Below are 14300 nucleotides of genomic sequence, written 5' to 3'. Positions count from 1 at the left end.
GTGGCCCGACATGCAGGCCGCCTACGCCGGTGACGAATACGTGGTCAAAATCCGCGACAAGGAAATCCGCACGGCGCTGACCACCAAATCGCTCTCGGGCACCACCATCCGCAAGGTGGCGCTGCCGCAGTACGAAGACCACGGCGAAATTCTCAAATGGCTGATGCTTGACAACGTGCCCGGCAGCTACCCTTACACTGCCGGCACCTTTGCCTTCAAGCGCGAGGGTGAAGACCCGACCCGCATGTTCGCCGGCGAAGGCGACCCCTTCCGCACCAACACCCGCTTCAAGCTGCTCAGCGAAGGCATGGCGGCCAAGCGGCTGTCCACCGCGTTTGACTCTGTCACGCTCTATGGCAACGACCCGGCACTGCGCCCTGACATCTATGGCAAGGTCGGAAACTCGGGCGTTTCCATCGCCACGCTGGACGACATGAAGGTGCTGTACGACGGCTTTGACCTGTGCAACCCATCGACGTCTGTTTCCATGACCATCAACGGCCCGGCGCCGACCATCCTCGCGATGTTCATGAACACGGCGATCGACCAGAATCTGGAAAAATTCAAAAAGGACAATGGCCGCAACCCCACGGCAACCGAAGCCGCGAAGATTCGCGAGTGGGTGCTGGAAAACGTTCGCGGCACCGTGCAGGCCGACATCCTGAAAGAAGACCAGGGACAGAACACCTGCATCTTCTCGACCGAGTTCAGCCTCAAAGTCATGGGCGACATCGCCCAGTACTTTGTGCACAACCGGGTGCGCAACTTCTACAGCGTTTCCATCAGCGGTTACCACATCGCCGAAGCTGGTGCCAACCCGATCAGCCAGCTGGCCTTCACGCTGTCAAACGGTTTTACCTTTGTCGAAGCGTATCTCGCGCGCGGCATGCACATCGACGACTTCGCGCCCAATCTGAGTTTCTTCTTCTCTAACGGCATGGACCCGGAATACACGGTGATGGGCCGCGTGGCGCGCCGCATCTGGGCCGTGGCCATGAAAGAGAAATACGGCGCCAACGAGCGCAGCCAGAAGCTGAAATACCACATCCAGACCTCGGGCCGCAGCCTGCATGCGCAGGAAATCCAGTTCAACGACATACGCACCACGCTGCAAGCGCTGATCGCGATTTACGACAACTGCAACTCGTTGCACACCAACGCGTTCGACGAAGCGATCACCACACCCACAGAGGAATCGGTGCGCCGGGCCATGGCGATCCAGCTCATCATCAACCGCGAATGGGGCCTGGCCAAGAACGAAAACCCCTCACAGGGCGCCTTCATCATCGAGGAACTCACCGAGCTGCTCGAGGAAGCCGTGCTGCTGGAGTTCGAACGCATCGCCGAGCGTGGCGGCGTGCTGGGTGCCATGGAGACCGGCTACCAACGCGGCCGCATCCAGGACGAGTCCATGCACTACGAGATGCTCAAACATACCGGTGAGCTGCCCATCATCGGCGTCAACACCTTCCGCAACCCGCATGGCGACGCGGTACAGGACAAGCTCGAACTGGCCCGCTCTACCGAAGAAGAAAAGCAAAACCAGCTCAAGCGCCTGGGCGACTTCCACCGCCGCCACGCGGACGAGTCACCGGCCATGCTCAAGCGCCTGCAGCAGGCCGTGATTGAGAACCTCAATGTATTCGAGGTATTGATGGAGGCGGTGCGGGTCTGCTCGCTGGGGCAGATCACCAATGCGCTGTTTGAGGTGGGTGGGCAGTACCGGCGGAATATGTAAATCGCCGGGGGCTGCTATTACCTAACTGATCAATGGCAAATTATTTGAGCTATTGACGAATCCTGCCAGAGCTGGTGACGATGGATAACTCGACGAAGCTGGAGCCAGAGTGCTGTCCAGGTTTAAAGCTGATCAAGTAACCACCAAAGTCAAAATTACTCATGCTGTCCAAGGCTAGAACGCTCCCCTCGCGGCTGGGCCTGCTGCCTTGGCGGCGTATCGCTTCAGAAATGACGCGAGCGGCAATATAGCCCTCCATCATGGCGTAGCTCACAGGCACTTCCAGGTTGGGTGTCTTGGCAGCGGTCTCAGTAAATTCCTTGACTAGCTGACTGGAGACCTTGTACGGACTTGGCGTCACTTGGGCGATAGCCACACCTTGCATCTGCTCCGGAGACAGTCGTTTCGAGAGTTGCTCGATGTCGGCGCCCGAATGCGAAAGCAGTTGAGCCGCGCCACCTGCAATACGGTACTTCTCAATGAAGCCAGCCGCAGCAGACCCGCTGGAAACCATGATGATCGCTTGCGGCTGCATGTTCATGAAAGTGTCCACGGCGTCGGTGACATTGACCGTGTTGGCGACGTAGGAGGCGCGTCCTTCGATCGTCGCTCTGACTTTCCTAGCTGACTCCTCGGCCGCGGCGATTACCGCAGTTGAGCCCGGCCCAGCCTCATGGAAAAGCCCCAGGCGCTTAATCCCGATGGTGGCCAAATGCTCGATGAGTTTGGAAATCTCGTCGCGCAGGCCTGCCCGCACGCTATACAGGTAGGGGGTGTCCGGCTGAATCTCCGAAGTACGGTAGCCCACCAGAGCGATCTTTTCTTTTGCCAAAATTCCCGCAGACACCAAGTCTGCAACATTCTTGCCGCCAAAGTAGCCGGCCAGGACCAGCGGCTTATCTTCAGCAATCATCTGCTTGGTCAAAGTGACCGTGTCGTCGGGCCTCCCGCCATCATCCTTGCGCAAGAGTGTGAACTTATGACCGTTGATGCCGCCGGCCTTGTTCATGGCGTTGAAATGCAATTGCATGCCGGCGGCGTAAGCGCGGCCCTGACCGGCCTCCGGCCCTGACATGGGGCCGACCTGGCCCACTATGATCTCTGCGGCGAGTACCGGACCGGCTCCCGTCACAAGGGCCCCCACGGCCAGTGCCATCAGGGCCTTGGCGAAAGCCGACGATAAACAACGGTTGTGCATGATGATGAGAGCTTCCTTTTGTGCCGCGAATCTGACGGACTTGGGTATCGATCAGTTGTCAACCTGCTGCAACACGGTCATTTCCAAACGCGGACTCTCCGTTGCCAGCGCCGCTTCGACTGTGATCCGGACGGGGGAACCGTCGGGTTCGGGCCCGCCTGAGCAGGGCTGGATTCCATGGATCAGGGAAGGGGGCTCGACCCGCCTCCTCGTGGACGGCCGAAACGCGTGCCGTCATCGACCCGGGCTTCGAACTGCAGCAGCGCCAGCAGTTGGCGAACCTTGACGCCTTGCGGTCGAGCCAGGTTGTCGCGAAGCGGTGCCAAACGCTCTTCCGGAAGGATGCCCGTGGTGCATTGCTCGAATTTGATTTGCCGCTCCAACGGCGAAAACGGATTCAGGAATGACCCTTTGGCGTGGTGAACCACACGCTCCAGGCGTCGTCCGTCCTTCAAGATCACGGCCGTGGTGTGGGGAAGCAGCTGTGTTGCGGTTTCTACGCGTGTCGAGTCCAGGTGCATTGCGACGCGTGGCATGAGGCGCCGGGTCATATCGTCATGCACCGCTTGCGGCGTGAAGTCGGCCAACGTGACCGTGCCGTAACGGAGCATCGTTGCCACCGCGTAGGGCATGGAGAACATGGCCTCGCGGGGACCCTGGGGCTCTGGGTATTTGAGGTTCACCAGGTTGACGCGCCCGACCAGGGTTTCAACACGCTCCACCGCTTCCGGGCCAAAACCATGTTCGGTTGCGAGGGCATGCAATGCGTCCAGGCAGCGGTGCGTGGACGCGCAGTTGGGATACAGCTTGAACGCCAGGCCATGGCTGTCGATCGCCAGCGGGCCGTCACTGACCGCAGCCACGGACTGCCAGTCGGCCGCAGAGCCACCGGCGTAGAGTGCGCCAAACCCGTGCGGGCCTTCCAGGACTGTATCGCTACCGGTGACGCCCGATGCCGCCAGCGATGCGGCCAACACACCACCTTGCGCCGCCAGTCCGGCATGCACGGGTTTCGTGTCGGTGCCGAACTGGACCTTGGGTCCAGCTGCCATGGAAACGGCCAAGCTGAGGGCGTGTGTCATCCCGCTGACTCCCAGCCCAAGCAGTCTGGCGCAAGCGGCTGCGGCAGCAATTACACCAATGGTTTGGGTGCCATGCCAGCCTTTTTCGGCATGGGACCGGTCCATCGCCATCCCGACGCGGGCCATCACCTCRCTTCCGACGATCAGTGCATCCAGMACCGCATCGAGCGTGGCATCAATCTCGTGSGCTTGCGCCAGGATGGCTGGGATCACRGCGCAGCCAAAATGRCCRCCRGCGACGAGAAACATCTCATCCARCTCCCGCGCATGGGCGGCCGTGCCGTTGGCCAGYGCACTGAAGGCGGCACAAGTTCCGGTGCTGCTGCCCACCACCGGGACTGGGCCCGTGGCAGGCAATCCCGCCCGTACCGAGGCGCAAACCGGGTCCCCAGCACCTGCCACCATGGCAGCAATGGTGTCCTCCAGGGAGTGCTCCGCCGTGCGCAGGGTGGATTCACCCCATTGATTGGGAACCGTGGCAGCCCAGTGCGCGAGAACCTGGGTAGCGGGGACGGGGGAACTGAGCATGCTTGTCCTTGGGGTCTGTTTTGGTATGTGGTTGCGCCTATCAGCGCAGCCGGGTATGGAACGAACGGCAGACACGCAGCAGCAGGTCTACGCGAGAAGGCAAGCTCAGTCGAGCTTTACTCCGGCGTTGCGGATTACGTCACCCCATTTTTTGGCTTCGCTGTCGATATGCGTCTTGAAAAACTCGGGGGTTCCCCCGAGCGCGACCTGCCCCACTTGCGCGAATTCGGCTTTGGTCGCAGGTGCCTGCAACCAGTTGTTGATCTCACGGTTCAGGCGCAGGATCACGGGCCGAGGCGTGCCCGTCGGTGCCACAATGCCGCCCCATGCCACCACCTCGAAGCCTGCAATGCCCGCCTCTTCCATGGTCGGCACATTGGGCAGCAGCGCCGAGCGACGTTTACTGGTAACCGCGAGCGGACGCACCTTGCCCGACTGGATCGCGCCCACCATGGACGGCAGGTTGTCAAACATGAAGTCGATCTGCCCGCCGATCAGGTCGGTCTGCGCCTGCGGGGCCCCGCGGTAGGGAATGTGGCTGAAGCTGATGCCGGCTTTTTCCTTGAGGATTTCGCCGCTGAGGTGACTGGTGGTGCCGTTGCCGCCGGAACCCATGGTCAGATTGCCCGGGTGGCTCTTGGCATAGATGACCAGTTCACGCACCGAGGCGATGGGCAGGCCATGGCGGACCACCAGCACATTGGGCACCTGCGAGAGCACGGCCACCGGCGCCAGGTCTTTATCGGGGTTGTAGGGCATCTTGGAAATCAGGCTGCGGTTGATGGCCATGGTCACGATATTGCCGAAGCCCAGCGTATAGCCGTCGGGCTTGGCGGTGGCCACCGCCTGCATGGCAATGGTGCCTGCCGCGCCGGGGCGGTTCTCGACGATCACCGCTTGTTTGAGTTTGTCCTGAAGGTAGTAGGCCAGTTTTCGGCTGGTCTGGTCGGGCGTGCCGCCGGCGGCCGAGGGCACGATCAGTTTGATAGGCTGGGTGGCGGGCCAATCCGCCGCCAGGGCGGTGCCAGCCAGCGTGGCCGCCGCCAGCAGCAGTACAAGGCGCGCTTGAAATTTCGACATCTGTGACTCCAACTTCTGTTCTTGAGGGGCCGCCCACTGCGGCGCCCTGAATATCTGACATGCGCGCCGGCCTGTCCAACGGAATAAACGCATACCCCCCTGCATTTATTTCATGCCTGCATAGCCTTTTTCATTGCGGGCGAACGGATGCCATGCCAATAATGGCCGTAACCGCCATGAAATATCCAACGCAGCGCCACCTGCCCTCCATCGTCAACCTCAACACCTTCGAGGTGATTGCACGGCGCTTGAGCATCACTGCCGCAGCCGATGAACTGGGTCTGACGCAAAGCGCGGTGAGCCGCCAGCTATCGGACCTGGAGGGCTTTGTCGGCGTTGCACTGTGCCGGCGCACAACTAGCGGGATGGAGCTGACGGTTGACGGTGCCAGCTACCTGCGGCGGGTGCGAACTCTGCTGGACGAGCTGGAGTCAGCGACCATCGCCGCGTCCATGGGCTCCATGCCAGGCAAGATACTGCGGCTGTCCGTGCCCACCACCTTTGGCACGCTGTGGGCCATGCCACGGCTGTGCGCCTTCGCCATCGCGCACCGGCAGATCCAGCTGGACGTGGCCACGCATACCGGGCCCATCAGCATGCGCGACTCGGGGCTGGACGCGGCCATCGTCTACTGCGAAGGGCCGGAGCCCGGCTGCGTGGCCGACCTGCTACACCCCCTGCACTCCTTTCCTCTTGCGGCGCCCACGCTGAGCCGGCTGGCGGCGCCGCTGACGGGCACACAAATGGCAGCGCTGCCCTTGCTGCACCAGAGCATGGTGCCCAACTCATGGCCGGCCTACCTGCGGCAGCTGGGCGCGTCTGTAGAAGTCCCGATGCCGGGTGCCCACTACGGTCTGCTGTCGCTTGCATTGACGGCAGCGGAGGCCGGTCTGGGTGTCGCATTGGCGCCGGACTATGTGAGCGCATCGGCGCTGCAGACCGGGCGCCTGGTCAAGCTGAATGACAAGCCCTTTATTTCGCCGCGCAGTTACTTTCTGGTGACGACGAACGAGCGCGCCAAGGCGCCCGTAATCCAATCACTGCGCCAATGGTTGACGAGCCAGTCGCCGCCTGCCCCTTGAGGCTCCGGCGGTGTCCAGCTGAATGAGGCGGAGGCGGCGTGGGCCAGGAGACTGATCAACGCGCGAAGTTGCCGCTCCAGGCCAATCACACCAGAGACGCCGGAGAGTGCAATGGGCCAAGTCACAAATTCCGTCGAAGTCCACCTCAATGGTGAGGACCCCAGGGGCCTTCCCAAAGTGGCATCGACGGATTCGTACCCAGCGTGCGTTTTGCCTCGGCCCTGGTTTTGGCCGCATTGACCGGTTTGACATGGTGGTCCGGCACACGCAGGGTTTGCGTTTGGCTGACTGGACTGACCGGGCGGCCGGCGGCAGCGTCTGAGGCATGTAGGCCGGTTGTGGTGAAAGCGGCCGCCAAGCCGACAGATGCAAGGGGTCGCATGATAAGGGCCAACATTTGAAGCCTTCCGTAGTGAATTGTCGTCACTGCAGGACAGCATGCAAAGGACGTGCCAGAACTCCGGCCATCGTGTTTCACCGTCACGGCATACCGCCAAGGCTGGTGATCCGCTGCCCGGGATCGCAGCGGCCCAGGACACATTTCCCTCGTATAGGGTCAAAGCTTCAGCGTCAGCCGCCTCCAGGCGCCTTCGAGCTGATCCTGCACCAGCGCCCCGCCGTCAAAGCTAAGCGGGCGTTGCTCTGTTGCCGGCAACAGCAAGACCAGGTTGTCTTGCACAGGCGGCTGTGCGCCCTCACGGAACACCGCGATGCGCAGGCCTTGCTCGGTGCAATCAACACGCAGGCGCCACTGCCCATAAGCACCGCTACGCCAGGCCTGGCTATGGCCGTCGTCTTCAAAACAGCTTGCTTCGAAACTTCCCGCACCCTGATGGGGAAAGACCTGGAAGCCGCGCAGATCTTCGACCGCTGCGAAATGGATTTCTCCCAGATTCAGCGGTATGGCGCAGCCTTCGCGTGCCAGCAATGGGGGCGAGCCATCCAGCGGCGCATTCAGCGTGATCCGCTGGCCGGCTTTCACGTACCGCGCGGTGTGCGCCTCGTACCAACCGCCGGTGCCGGGCAGCCACACGCGGCGCTCGGTCTGGCCGGGCTCGATCACCGAGGCCACCAGCAAATGTGCGCCCAGCAGCATGTCGTCGTTTTCTTCCAGGCAGTGCGTGTCTTCCGGGAAGTCGTGGTACGTCGGCCGGATGATGGGTTCGTAGGCGCGGTGGTAACGCCACACCAGGTCATACAGGTAAGGCATGAGCCGGTAGCGCAGGCGGATCAACTCGCGCACCTGGGGCGTGACCTCGGGGTACATCCAGGGCTCATTGACGGTTCCGTCGTCGTTCCATGAGTGGATGCTGAAGCGCGGCAGGAAGATGCCGTGCTGCACCCAGCGCAGCAGCAACTCGGGCCCCGGCGCAGGACCGGAAAAACCGCCTATGTCGTGCCCGGTGTTGGACACGCCCGACATCGCCAGGCCCAGGCCCATGCGGATGTTGTAGCGCAGCGTTTCCCAGGCCGTGTAGTTGTCGCCCGACCAGGTCTGCACATAGCGCTGCATGCCGGCGGCGCCTGAGCGCGACACCAGGTAGGGCCGCTCCGCGGGCGCGAACTCGGACTGCGCGGCGTGCGATGCCTGCATCATCAGCAGGGTCTGCAGCGGGCGCACCTCGCGCGCGGGACGCGGCGCGCCGAAACCGTGGGCCAGCGCCTTGTCGCTCCAGATCTCGTATTCGTTGTTGTCATTCCAGGTGGCGGGGATGCCGTATTCGAGCAGCTGCTCAGTCACCTGCTTCTTCCACCAAGCGATGGTCTTGGGGTTGGTGAAGTCAAGGTAGGCGCCTGTGCCGTCCCAGAACTGTATGGCGGTGGGCTGGCCATCCGGGTCGTTGACAAGAAGGCCAGCCTGGCGGGCTTCCTCGAAACGCGGATGGTCGCGCAACAGCGCGGGCTTGATGTTCGGCACCAGGCGCACGCCGCGGTCGAGGTAGCTCTGCACGAAGACCGCAGGGTCGGGAAACTTCTCGCGGTTCCAGTTGAAGACGTAGCGGCCCGGGCCAATGGAGGTGTAGCCCGACGACAGGTGGAACGAGTCGCAGGGAATGTCGTGCTCTTCACAGCGTTCGAGGAACTCGCCCATGCGCTCCTGCGCATTGGGCGCGTCGGTRTAGCTCATGGTCGAGCCTGAATAACCCAGCGCGTAGCGCGGCGGGAAGATGGGCCGGCCGGTGAGCCAGGTGTAGCGGCGCGTGATGGCGGCCGGGTCGTCACCGGCGATGTAATACAGATCCAGGTCACCATGGTCGGCCACAAAGTAACGGTAGTGGCCGTGGTAGTTGTCCATCTCGCGGCCCATGTCGAAGCTGCAATCGGACAAGGTGTCGTAGAACAAACCGAAACACAGGCCGGCGTCTTTTTCACCACCTTTGCGCGTGATGTAGAACGGGATGTGCTTGTACAGCGGGTCGGTGCTGCGTGCGCTGTAGCCCATGGGGTCGAGGTTGCACATGCGGTAGCGCTGGCCGGCACGGTTGGCGTCGCCGGCGCGCTCGCCCAGGCCGAAGTAGGCTTCGCCGCGTTCGCGCTGCAGGTAGTGGTAGACCTTTTCGTCCCACCAGCCGAAGTTGTAGCTCTGCGTGGAACGGTCGGCGGCGGTGGCCTGCCAGCGGCCCTGTTGCCGGCTTTCCCAGCGGCAAAAGAAGCCTTCGAGCGCGATGGTCAGGCGCAYGGCGCCTGTGGTGATCTGTAGTTGTGAGCCCTCTTCCTTGAGTTCGAATGCGGGCAGCGAAAAGCCGCTCACGTCGAAGCGGTCGCGGCCTTCAACAGGCAAATTTTCAAGCCCAGGCGCCACGGTCCAGCTGCGCGGCATCTGCAGCCGTCCTTGCGGCAGCACCAGCACACGAACGATGTCTTCTTCGAGCACCCAGATGTGCGCCGTGGCGCCACTGGTGCTGTTCAGGACGAGGTGGTTGCCGCTGCGCGATTGCAGGGCGAAAGTGGGAGCTTGGTCAAGGCGCATGGTCGGCTGGTCAATGTTTCGGGTGGCGCAGGTTCAAAGACGCAAGCCGTTCTGGTCGAAGAAATGCAGGTGCTCTGCGGGTGCGGTCACCTTGACGGTGTCGCCGCGCTGGATGTTGGTCTGCCCGCTCAGGATGATTTCAAAAGGCGCGTCAGGCACCACGTGGCCATGCAGAATGCTGGTACTTCCCAGTTGCTCGACCTGCGACACCTTCATCTGCAGCGGGCCGTCGTTGGACAGTTGCGCATGTTCGGGCCGGATGCCCACGGTGTGGGCTCCGGGCCTGGCGCCAGGCATCTGCGCCACCGGCACGAAATTCATGCGCGGGCTGCCGATGAAGCCGGCCACGAACTGGTTGCAGGGCTGGTTATACAGCTCCAGCGGCGAGCCAACCTGCTCGATGCGGCCGGCGCGCAGCACCACGATCTTGTCGGCCATGGTCATGGCCTCGACCTGGTCGTGGGTGACGTAAATCATGGTCGCGCCCAAGCGGGCGTGCAGGTCACGGATCTCGGCGCGCATGGAAACGCGCAGTTCAGCATCGAGGTTGGACAGCGGCTCGTCGAACAGGAAAAGCTTGGGTTCGCGCACGATGGAGCGACCTATGGCTACGCGCTGGCGCTGGCCGCCGGAGAGCTGGGTGGGTTTGCGCTGCAGCAGCGGCGTGAGCTGCAGCATGGCGGCGGCGGCATTGACCTTGCTTTCGATGACCGGCCTGGCCACACCCAGGTTCTCCAGGCCGAAGGCCATGTTGTCGTAGACGCTCATGTGCGGGTACAGCGCATACGACTGGAACACCATGGAGCAGCCGCGGTGCGCAGCGCTCACGTCATTGACACGCTTGCCGTCGATGCAGATGTCGCCGCTGCTGGCGGGCTCCAGCCCCGAGATGATTCGCAGCAACGTGGATTTTCCGCAGCCCGAGGGGCCGACGAAGACCACAAATTCACCGTCGGAAACGGTCAGGTCTACGCCATGGATGATGGTGATTTTGTCAAAGGTTTTGACGACACTGGCAAGTTCAAGAGTGGCCACGGAGAGTCCTCGGTTTATTTGACGCCGGCGCTGGCAATGCCGGTGGCGATGTATTTCTGCAGAAAGGCAAAGACCAGGGTGATCGGAATCAGGGTGATCACGGTCATCGCCAGCAGGTAGTGCCACTGCGTGTTGAGTTCGCCCTGGAAGGCGTTGAGCGCGAGCTGCAAGGTGAAGTGCTCCGACTTGGACAACACGATCAGCGGCCAGAGAAAATCGTTCCAGCGCCACATGAACGAGAAAATGGCCAGCACCGCCATGGCCGGCGCAGCCAGGGGCAGGATGATCTTCCAGTAGATACGCCACTCGCTGGCGTTGTCCATGCGGGCGGCCTCGAGCAGCTCGTCAGGAATGGTCAGCATGTATTGGCGCAGCAGGAACACGCCCGTGGGCGTGGCCACCGCGGGCAGGATCACGCCCCAGAGGTTGTTCAAGAGGTTCAGTTCCGAGATCACCAGAAAAGCCGGCACCAAAATGATGGTGGGCGGAATCATCAGCGTGGCGATGATCAGCACAAACACCGTCTTTTGCCCGGTGAACTGGTACTTGGACAGCGCGAAGGCCGCCATCGAATTGAACAGCAGCGTGAGGATGGTCGCTACCACGGTGATGAACACGCTGTTCCAAAGGTAAGTGCCGAAGGCGAACTTGCCGAACAGCTCGGTGTAGTTGCCGCCGGCAAACTTGAGTTCATTCACCGGTTTGCGGTCGTTGATGTTCACGCGCAGTTCGGTCTGCGGCGCCGCGGGGTCGACCATGGTGGCGACCAGGCCGATGCGGCGCACCTGGGCCAGTTCGCGGATGTTGCCCTGCTCATCCTTGGCGCGGAACAGCGGCAGGGGCTTGTCGTAACCGGCCACCACGGCTTCTTTCTGGCTGTAGGGCAGAAAGGTCGGCGGGAACTGGCTCAGCGCGCTTTCGGTCTTGAACGACGACATCACGAGCCACAGCACAGGGCCGAACATCACGATGAGGCCTGCCAGCAGGTAGGCGTAGGAGACCCAGTCGGTCCAATGCAGGCGGGTGCCGCCGTGCTTGTGACCCTGGGTACGGGTAAAGAAATTGGCCATCGCTTTTTCCTTACTTCCTGATTTTTCCGGCCTCGCCGGCTTTGGACAGCCGCAGCTGCGCGAGCGTCAGGGCCATCAGGCCGGCGGCCAGGATCAGCGAGGCCGCGGCAGCCAGGCCATACAGGTGGATCTGTTCAGCAAAACCGGTCTGGTAGATGTACTGCACGATGAAGGTGGTGGCCGAGCCCGGGCCGCCGCCGGTGAGCACAAACACCTCGTCAAAGCTCTGCACCGCGCGGATCATCACCAGCACCAGCACCACGATCAGGTTGGGCATGAGCAGCGGCAGCGTGATGCGCCTGAGCACACGCCACGGCGGCGCGGCGTCCATCTCGGCGGCTTCGTAAACGTCTTTCGGGATGGCCTGCAGGCCGGCCAGCAGAATGAGTGTGTAAAAGCCCATGTGGGCCCAGATGGATACCACCACCACCCAGAAAAATGCCCAGTGCCGGTCCAGCAACCAGTCCATCGGTGAGGCGCCCATGGCCACCAGGCCGGCATTGAACACGCCCTGGCTTTGCAGCAGCCATTTCCAGATCAGCGCCACCACCACCGGCGACAGCAGCACCGGGTAGAAAAACACGCCACGCCAAAAGCCGCGGCCTATGATTTTCCGGTTCAGCACCAGGGCCGTGACCAGCGAGAAGAACACCATCAAGGCCACCTGGATCAGGCTGAACTTCACCGTGTTGGCGATGGAGCGCCAGAAGATGTCGGTGCGGCAGGTCTGCAGGTCGGTGTAGTCGCGGCATTCAAGCAGGATGGCGAAGTTCTCCAGCCCGGTGAAAGGCCGTTGCGTGGGCAGAAGGTTCACCCCGCCGGTCACCGCATACACCAGGTTCACCACGATGGGCAAAAAGGTGAAGAGGCTGATCACCACCAGGTTGGGCCCGACAAAGAGCCAGCCTATGCGCGAAGCACCCAGCCATCTCTGGCCCAGCCGGAAAACCGGCTCGAACAGGTTGAACAAAAAGCCCAGGAAAGCTGAGAAAACCGACATACCGACTCCGATCTATGTATGACGCCACCAGCACATTGCCTTACGCCAGGTACACCGCGGAACTGGCTCCGCCAGGCCGCRGGTGTCGCCCCCTGCAAGGGGGGAGGCGCGCACGAAGTGCGCGCCACGGGGGTGTGCCTATTTTTCGGCTTGTTTTACCGCTTCGGCCATGTCGGTGCCGATCTTGGTCACGGCCTCGTCCACGCTGATTTCTCCCACGATGGCCTGAGTGACCCGGGTCACGGTCGGCAGCATCAGGGCGCGGTTGTACTTGTAGCCTTGCAGCGCGTAGGCCGGCGGCGCGATGGTGGCAGTGCCGCTGCTGAACACACCCAGCGCGGCCTGTGCCGCAGGGCCGGCAGTCGGATAGCTCACGCCTTTTTTGGCCACGCCGGCATGGGCCGGGATGTTGTTGGTGCGTGAGGCGAATTCAGCGACGTTGGCTTCCTGCGCCATGAAATCCAGGAAGCGGCCCACTTCCTTCGGGGACTTGGTGGTCTTCAGCGCCACCCAGGCCGCGCCGCCGGGCATGCCCGAGCAGGCGGCGGGACCGCAGGGGTTGGGCACGGCGACCCAGTCGAAGGCGTTGCCGATTTCTTTTTGCATGCGGTTGATCTGCCATGAACCTGACAGGATCATCACCACGCGGCCGTTCTTGAACTCGCCCACCGCGTCGGCATAGCTGGAGCCGCCCGAGCCGCCCCAGACGTCTTTGAGCATGGTGCCGTCCTTGTGCCAGGCAACGAACTTGCCCACGGCGGTCTTGTAACCGGCATCCACCGTGAGGTTTCCCTTGGCGTCGAAAATCTTCGCGCCATAGCTGACGGCGGGGCCGGCGAAACGGTGGCCCGAACGGTCCCAGGCCATGGCGGCCGGGGTCTGCGTAGCCTTGGCCACCTTGCGCGCCGCATCGGCCCACTCTTCCCAGGTGGCCYTGGGGCCGGGCATCGGCACCTTGGCCTGCTCAAACAAGGTCTTGTTGACGAAGGGGCCGGTCATGGTCATTTGCGACAGGAAACCGTAGATGCCCTTGTCGCCCGCCTTGTTGCGCATCCAGGGCAAGGTGCTCCCGAAGTTGTCTTCCCAGTACTTGCGGTCCTTCACATAGGCACTGATGTCGATGTAGTTCTTCGACAGGCCGCCGATTTCGGCGACACGCGCGATGTCGGGTCCCTGCCCCGCCGCGAGCTGCACGGGCAGCTGCTCTACCACCGTCTTGTAGGGCACCACGTCAAGGATCACCTTGGCGCCAGCGTTCTGGGCTTCATAACGCTTGATGAGGTCGGCCGCGACATCGCATTCATTGCCGTCCTGGTAGCACATGACGCGAATGTCGGCGAAGGCGCTGGTGGCCAGCGTGGCGACGGCGGCACCCAGGAGGCCGGCGCGCGTGGCACGCCTGGCGAGAAAACGAAGCTGGAAGTTCATGGTTGTCTCTTTCTGGAAAAAGGAAGGATGGGGCCGATCGGTCGTCGGCTTCAGGAATGCGCGCCGGCCGCCGGCGCAGGGAACGCCC

10 protein-coding genes are annotated in these 14300 nt (G+C 62.4%); 2 read left to right on the top strand and 8 right to left on the bottom strand.

Annotated elements, in window-relative coordinates; all coding sequences use genetic code 11:
- The coding region (locus tag AC1D1P_RS04115) for a methylmalonyl-CoA mutase family protein (RefSeq protein ID WP_477672165.1) at positions 1 to 1738 on the top strand (1738 nt) is incomplete at its 5' end.
- Between the two features lie 49 nt (positions 1739 to 1787).
- On the opposite strand, the gene AC1D1P_RS04110 is transcribed toward AC1D1P_RS04115, so the two are convergent.
- From AC1D1P_RS04110 to AC1D1P_RS04100, 3 genes are all read right to left on the bottom strand, one after another.
- Positions 1788 to 2936: an ABC transporter substrate-binding protein gene (locus AC1D1P_RS04110; RefSeq protein WP_477672164.1), complete on the bottom strand. Its 1149-nt coding sequence runs from the start codon at positions 2934 to 2936 to the stop codon at positions 1788 to 1790.
- 182 nt (positions 2937 to 3118) lie between these two features.
- On the bottom strand, positions 3119 to 4546 hold the full coding sequence (locus tag AC1D1P_RS04105) for an MmgE/PrpD family protein (RefSeq protein WP_477672163.1): 1428 nt from the start codon (positions 4544 to 4546) through the stop codon (positions 3119 to 3121).
- 105 nt (positions 4547 to 4651) lie between these two features.
- Positions 4652 to 5626 carry a Bug family tripartite tricarboxylate transporter substrate binding protein gene (locus AC1D1P_RS04100; RefSeq protein WP_477668572.1) on the bottom strand — a complete coding sequence of 325 codons (975 nt, stop codon included), beginning with the start codon at positions 5624 to 5626 and terminating at the stop codon, positions 4652 to 4654.
- A 176-nt stretch (positions 5627 to 5802) separates the two neighbouring features.
- On the opposite strand from AC1D1P_RS04100, the gene AC1D1P_RS04095 reads away from it, so the two are divergent.
- The gene (locus tag AC1D1P_RS04095; protein ID WP_477668573.1) at positions 5803 to 6708 is read left to right on the top strand and encodes a LysR substrate-binding domain-containing protein; all 906 of its coding nucleotides are present in this window, start codon (positions 5803 to 5805) and stop codon (positions 6706 to 6708) included.
- 556 nt (positions 6709 to 7264) lie between these two features.
- Here the strand turns inward: AC1D1P_RS04095 and AC1D1P_RS04090 are convergent.
- The 5 genes from AC1D1P_RS04090 to AC1D1P_RS04070 all read right to left on the bottom strand — a co-directional run bounded on the left by AC1D1P_RS04090 (position 7265) and on the right by AC1D1P_RS04070 (position 14212).
- Positions 7265 to 9679, bottom strand: coding sequence for a TIM-barrel domain-containing protein (locus tag AC1D1P_RS04090; RefSeq protein WP_477672162.1), 2415 nt, complete (start codon positions 9677 to 9679; stop codon positions 7265 to 7267).
- Between the two features lie 33 nt (positions 9680 to 9712).
- Entirely contained in the window at positions 9713 to 10714 is a 1002-nt protein-coding gene (locus AC1D1P_RS04085; RefSeq protein WP_477672161.1) for an ABC transporter ATP-binding protein, read from the bottom strand.
- A 14-nt stretch (positions 10715 to 10728) separates the two neighbouring features.
- Positions 10729 to 11784 (bottom strand): carbohydrate ABC transporter permease, encoded by a 1056-nt coding sequence (locus tag AC1D1P_RS04080; protein WP_477672160.1) that lies wholly within the window; start codon positions 11782 to 11784, stop codon positions 10729 to 10731.
- Between the two features lie 10 nt (positions 11785 to 11794).
- On the bottom strand, positions 11795 to 12784 hold the full coding sequence (locus AC1D1P_RS04075; protein ID WP_477668577.1) for a carbohydrate ABC transporter permease: 990 nt from the start codon (positions 12782 to 12784) through the stop codon (positions 11795 to 11797).
- 138 nt (positions 12785 to 12922) lie between these two features.
- Positions 12923 to 14212 (bottom strand): ABC transporter substrate-binding protein, encoded by a 1290-nt coding sequence (locus tag AC1D1P_RS04070; RefSeq protein ID WP_477672159.1) that lies wholly within the window; start codon positions 14210 to 14212, stop codon positions 12923 to 12925.
- Positions 14213 to 14300: the final 88 nt, after the last annotated feature.

It is taken from the genome of Polaromonas sp. P1_E1_2, assembly GCF_056406035.1.
The sequence above is the reverse complement of the archived record's forward strand: the minus strand, read 5'-3'. Positions and strand labels throughout refer to the sequence as shown.

Bases quoted from the DNA above. Each gene is read 5' to 3' on its own strand.
- AC1D1P_RS04110 (WP_477672164.1), bottom strand. From the start codon at position 2,936: ATGCACAACCGTTGTTTATCGTCGGCTTTCGCCAAGGCCCTGATGGCA.
- AC1D1P_RS04100 (WP_477668572.1), bottom strand. From the start codon at position 5,626: ATGTCGAAATTTCAAGCGCGCCTTGTACTGCTGCTGGCGGCGGCCACG.
- AC1D1P_RS04095 (WP_477668573.1), top strand. From the start codon at position 5,803: ATGAAATATCCAACGCAGCGCCACCTGCCCTCCATCGTCAACCTCAAC.
- AC1D1P_RS04080 (WP_477672160.1), bottom strand. From the start codon at position 11,784: ATGGCCAATTTCTTTACCCGTACCCAGGGTCACAAGCACGGCGGCACC.
- AC1D1P_RS04075 (WP_477668577.1), bottom strand. From the start codon at position 12,784: ATGTCGGTTTTCTCAGCTTTCCTGGGCTTTTTGTTCAACCTGTTCGAG.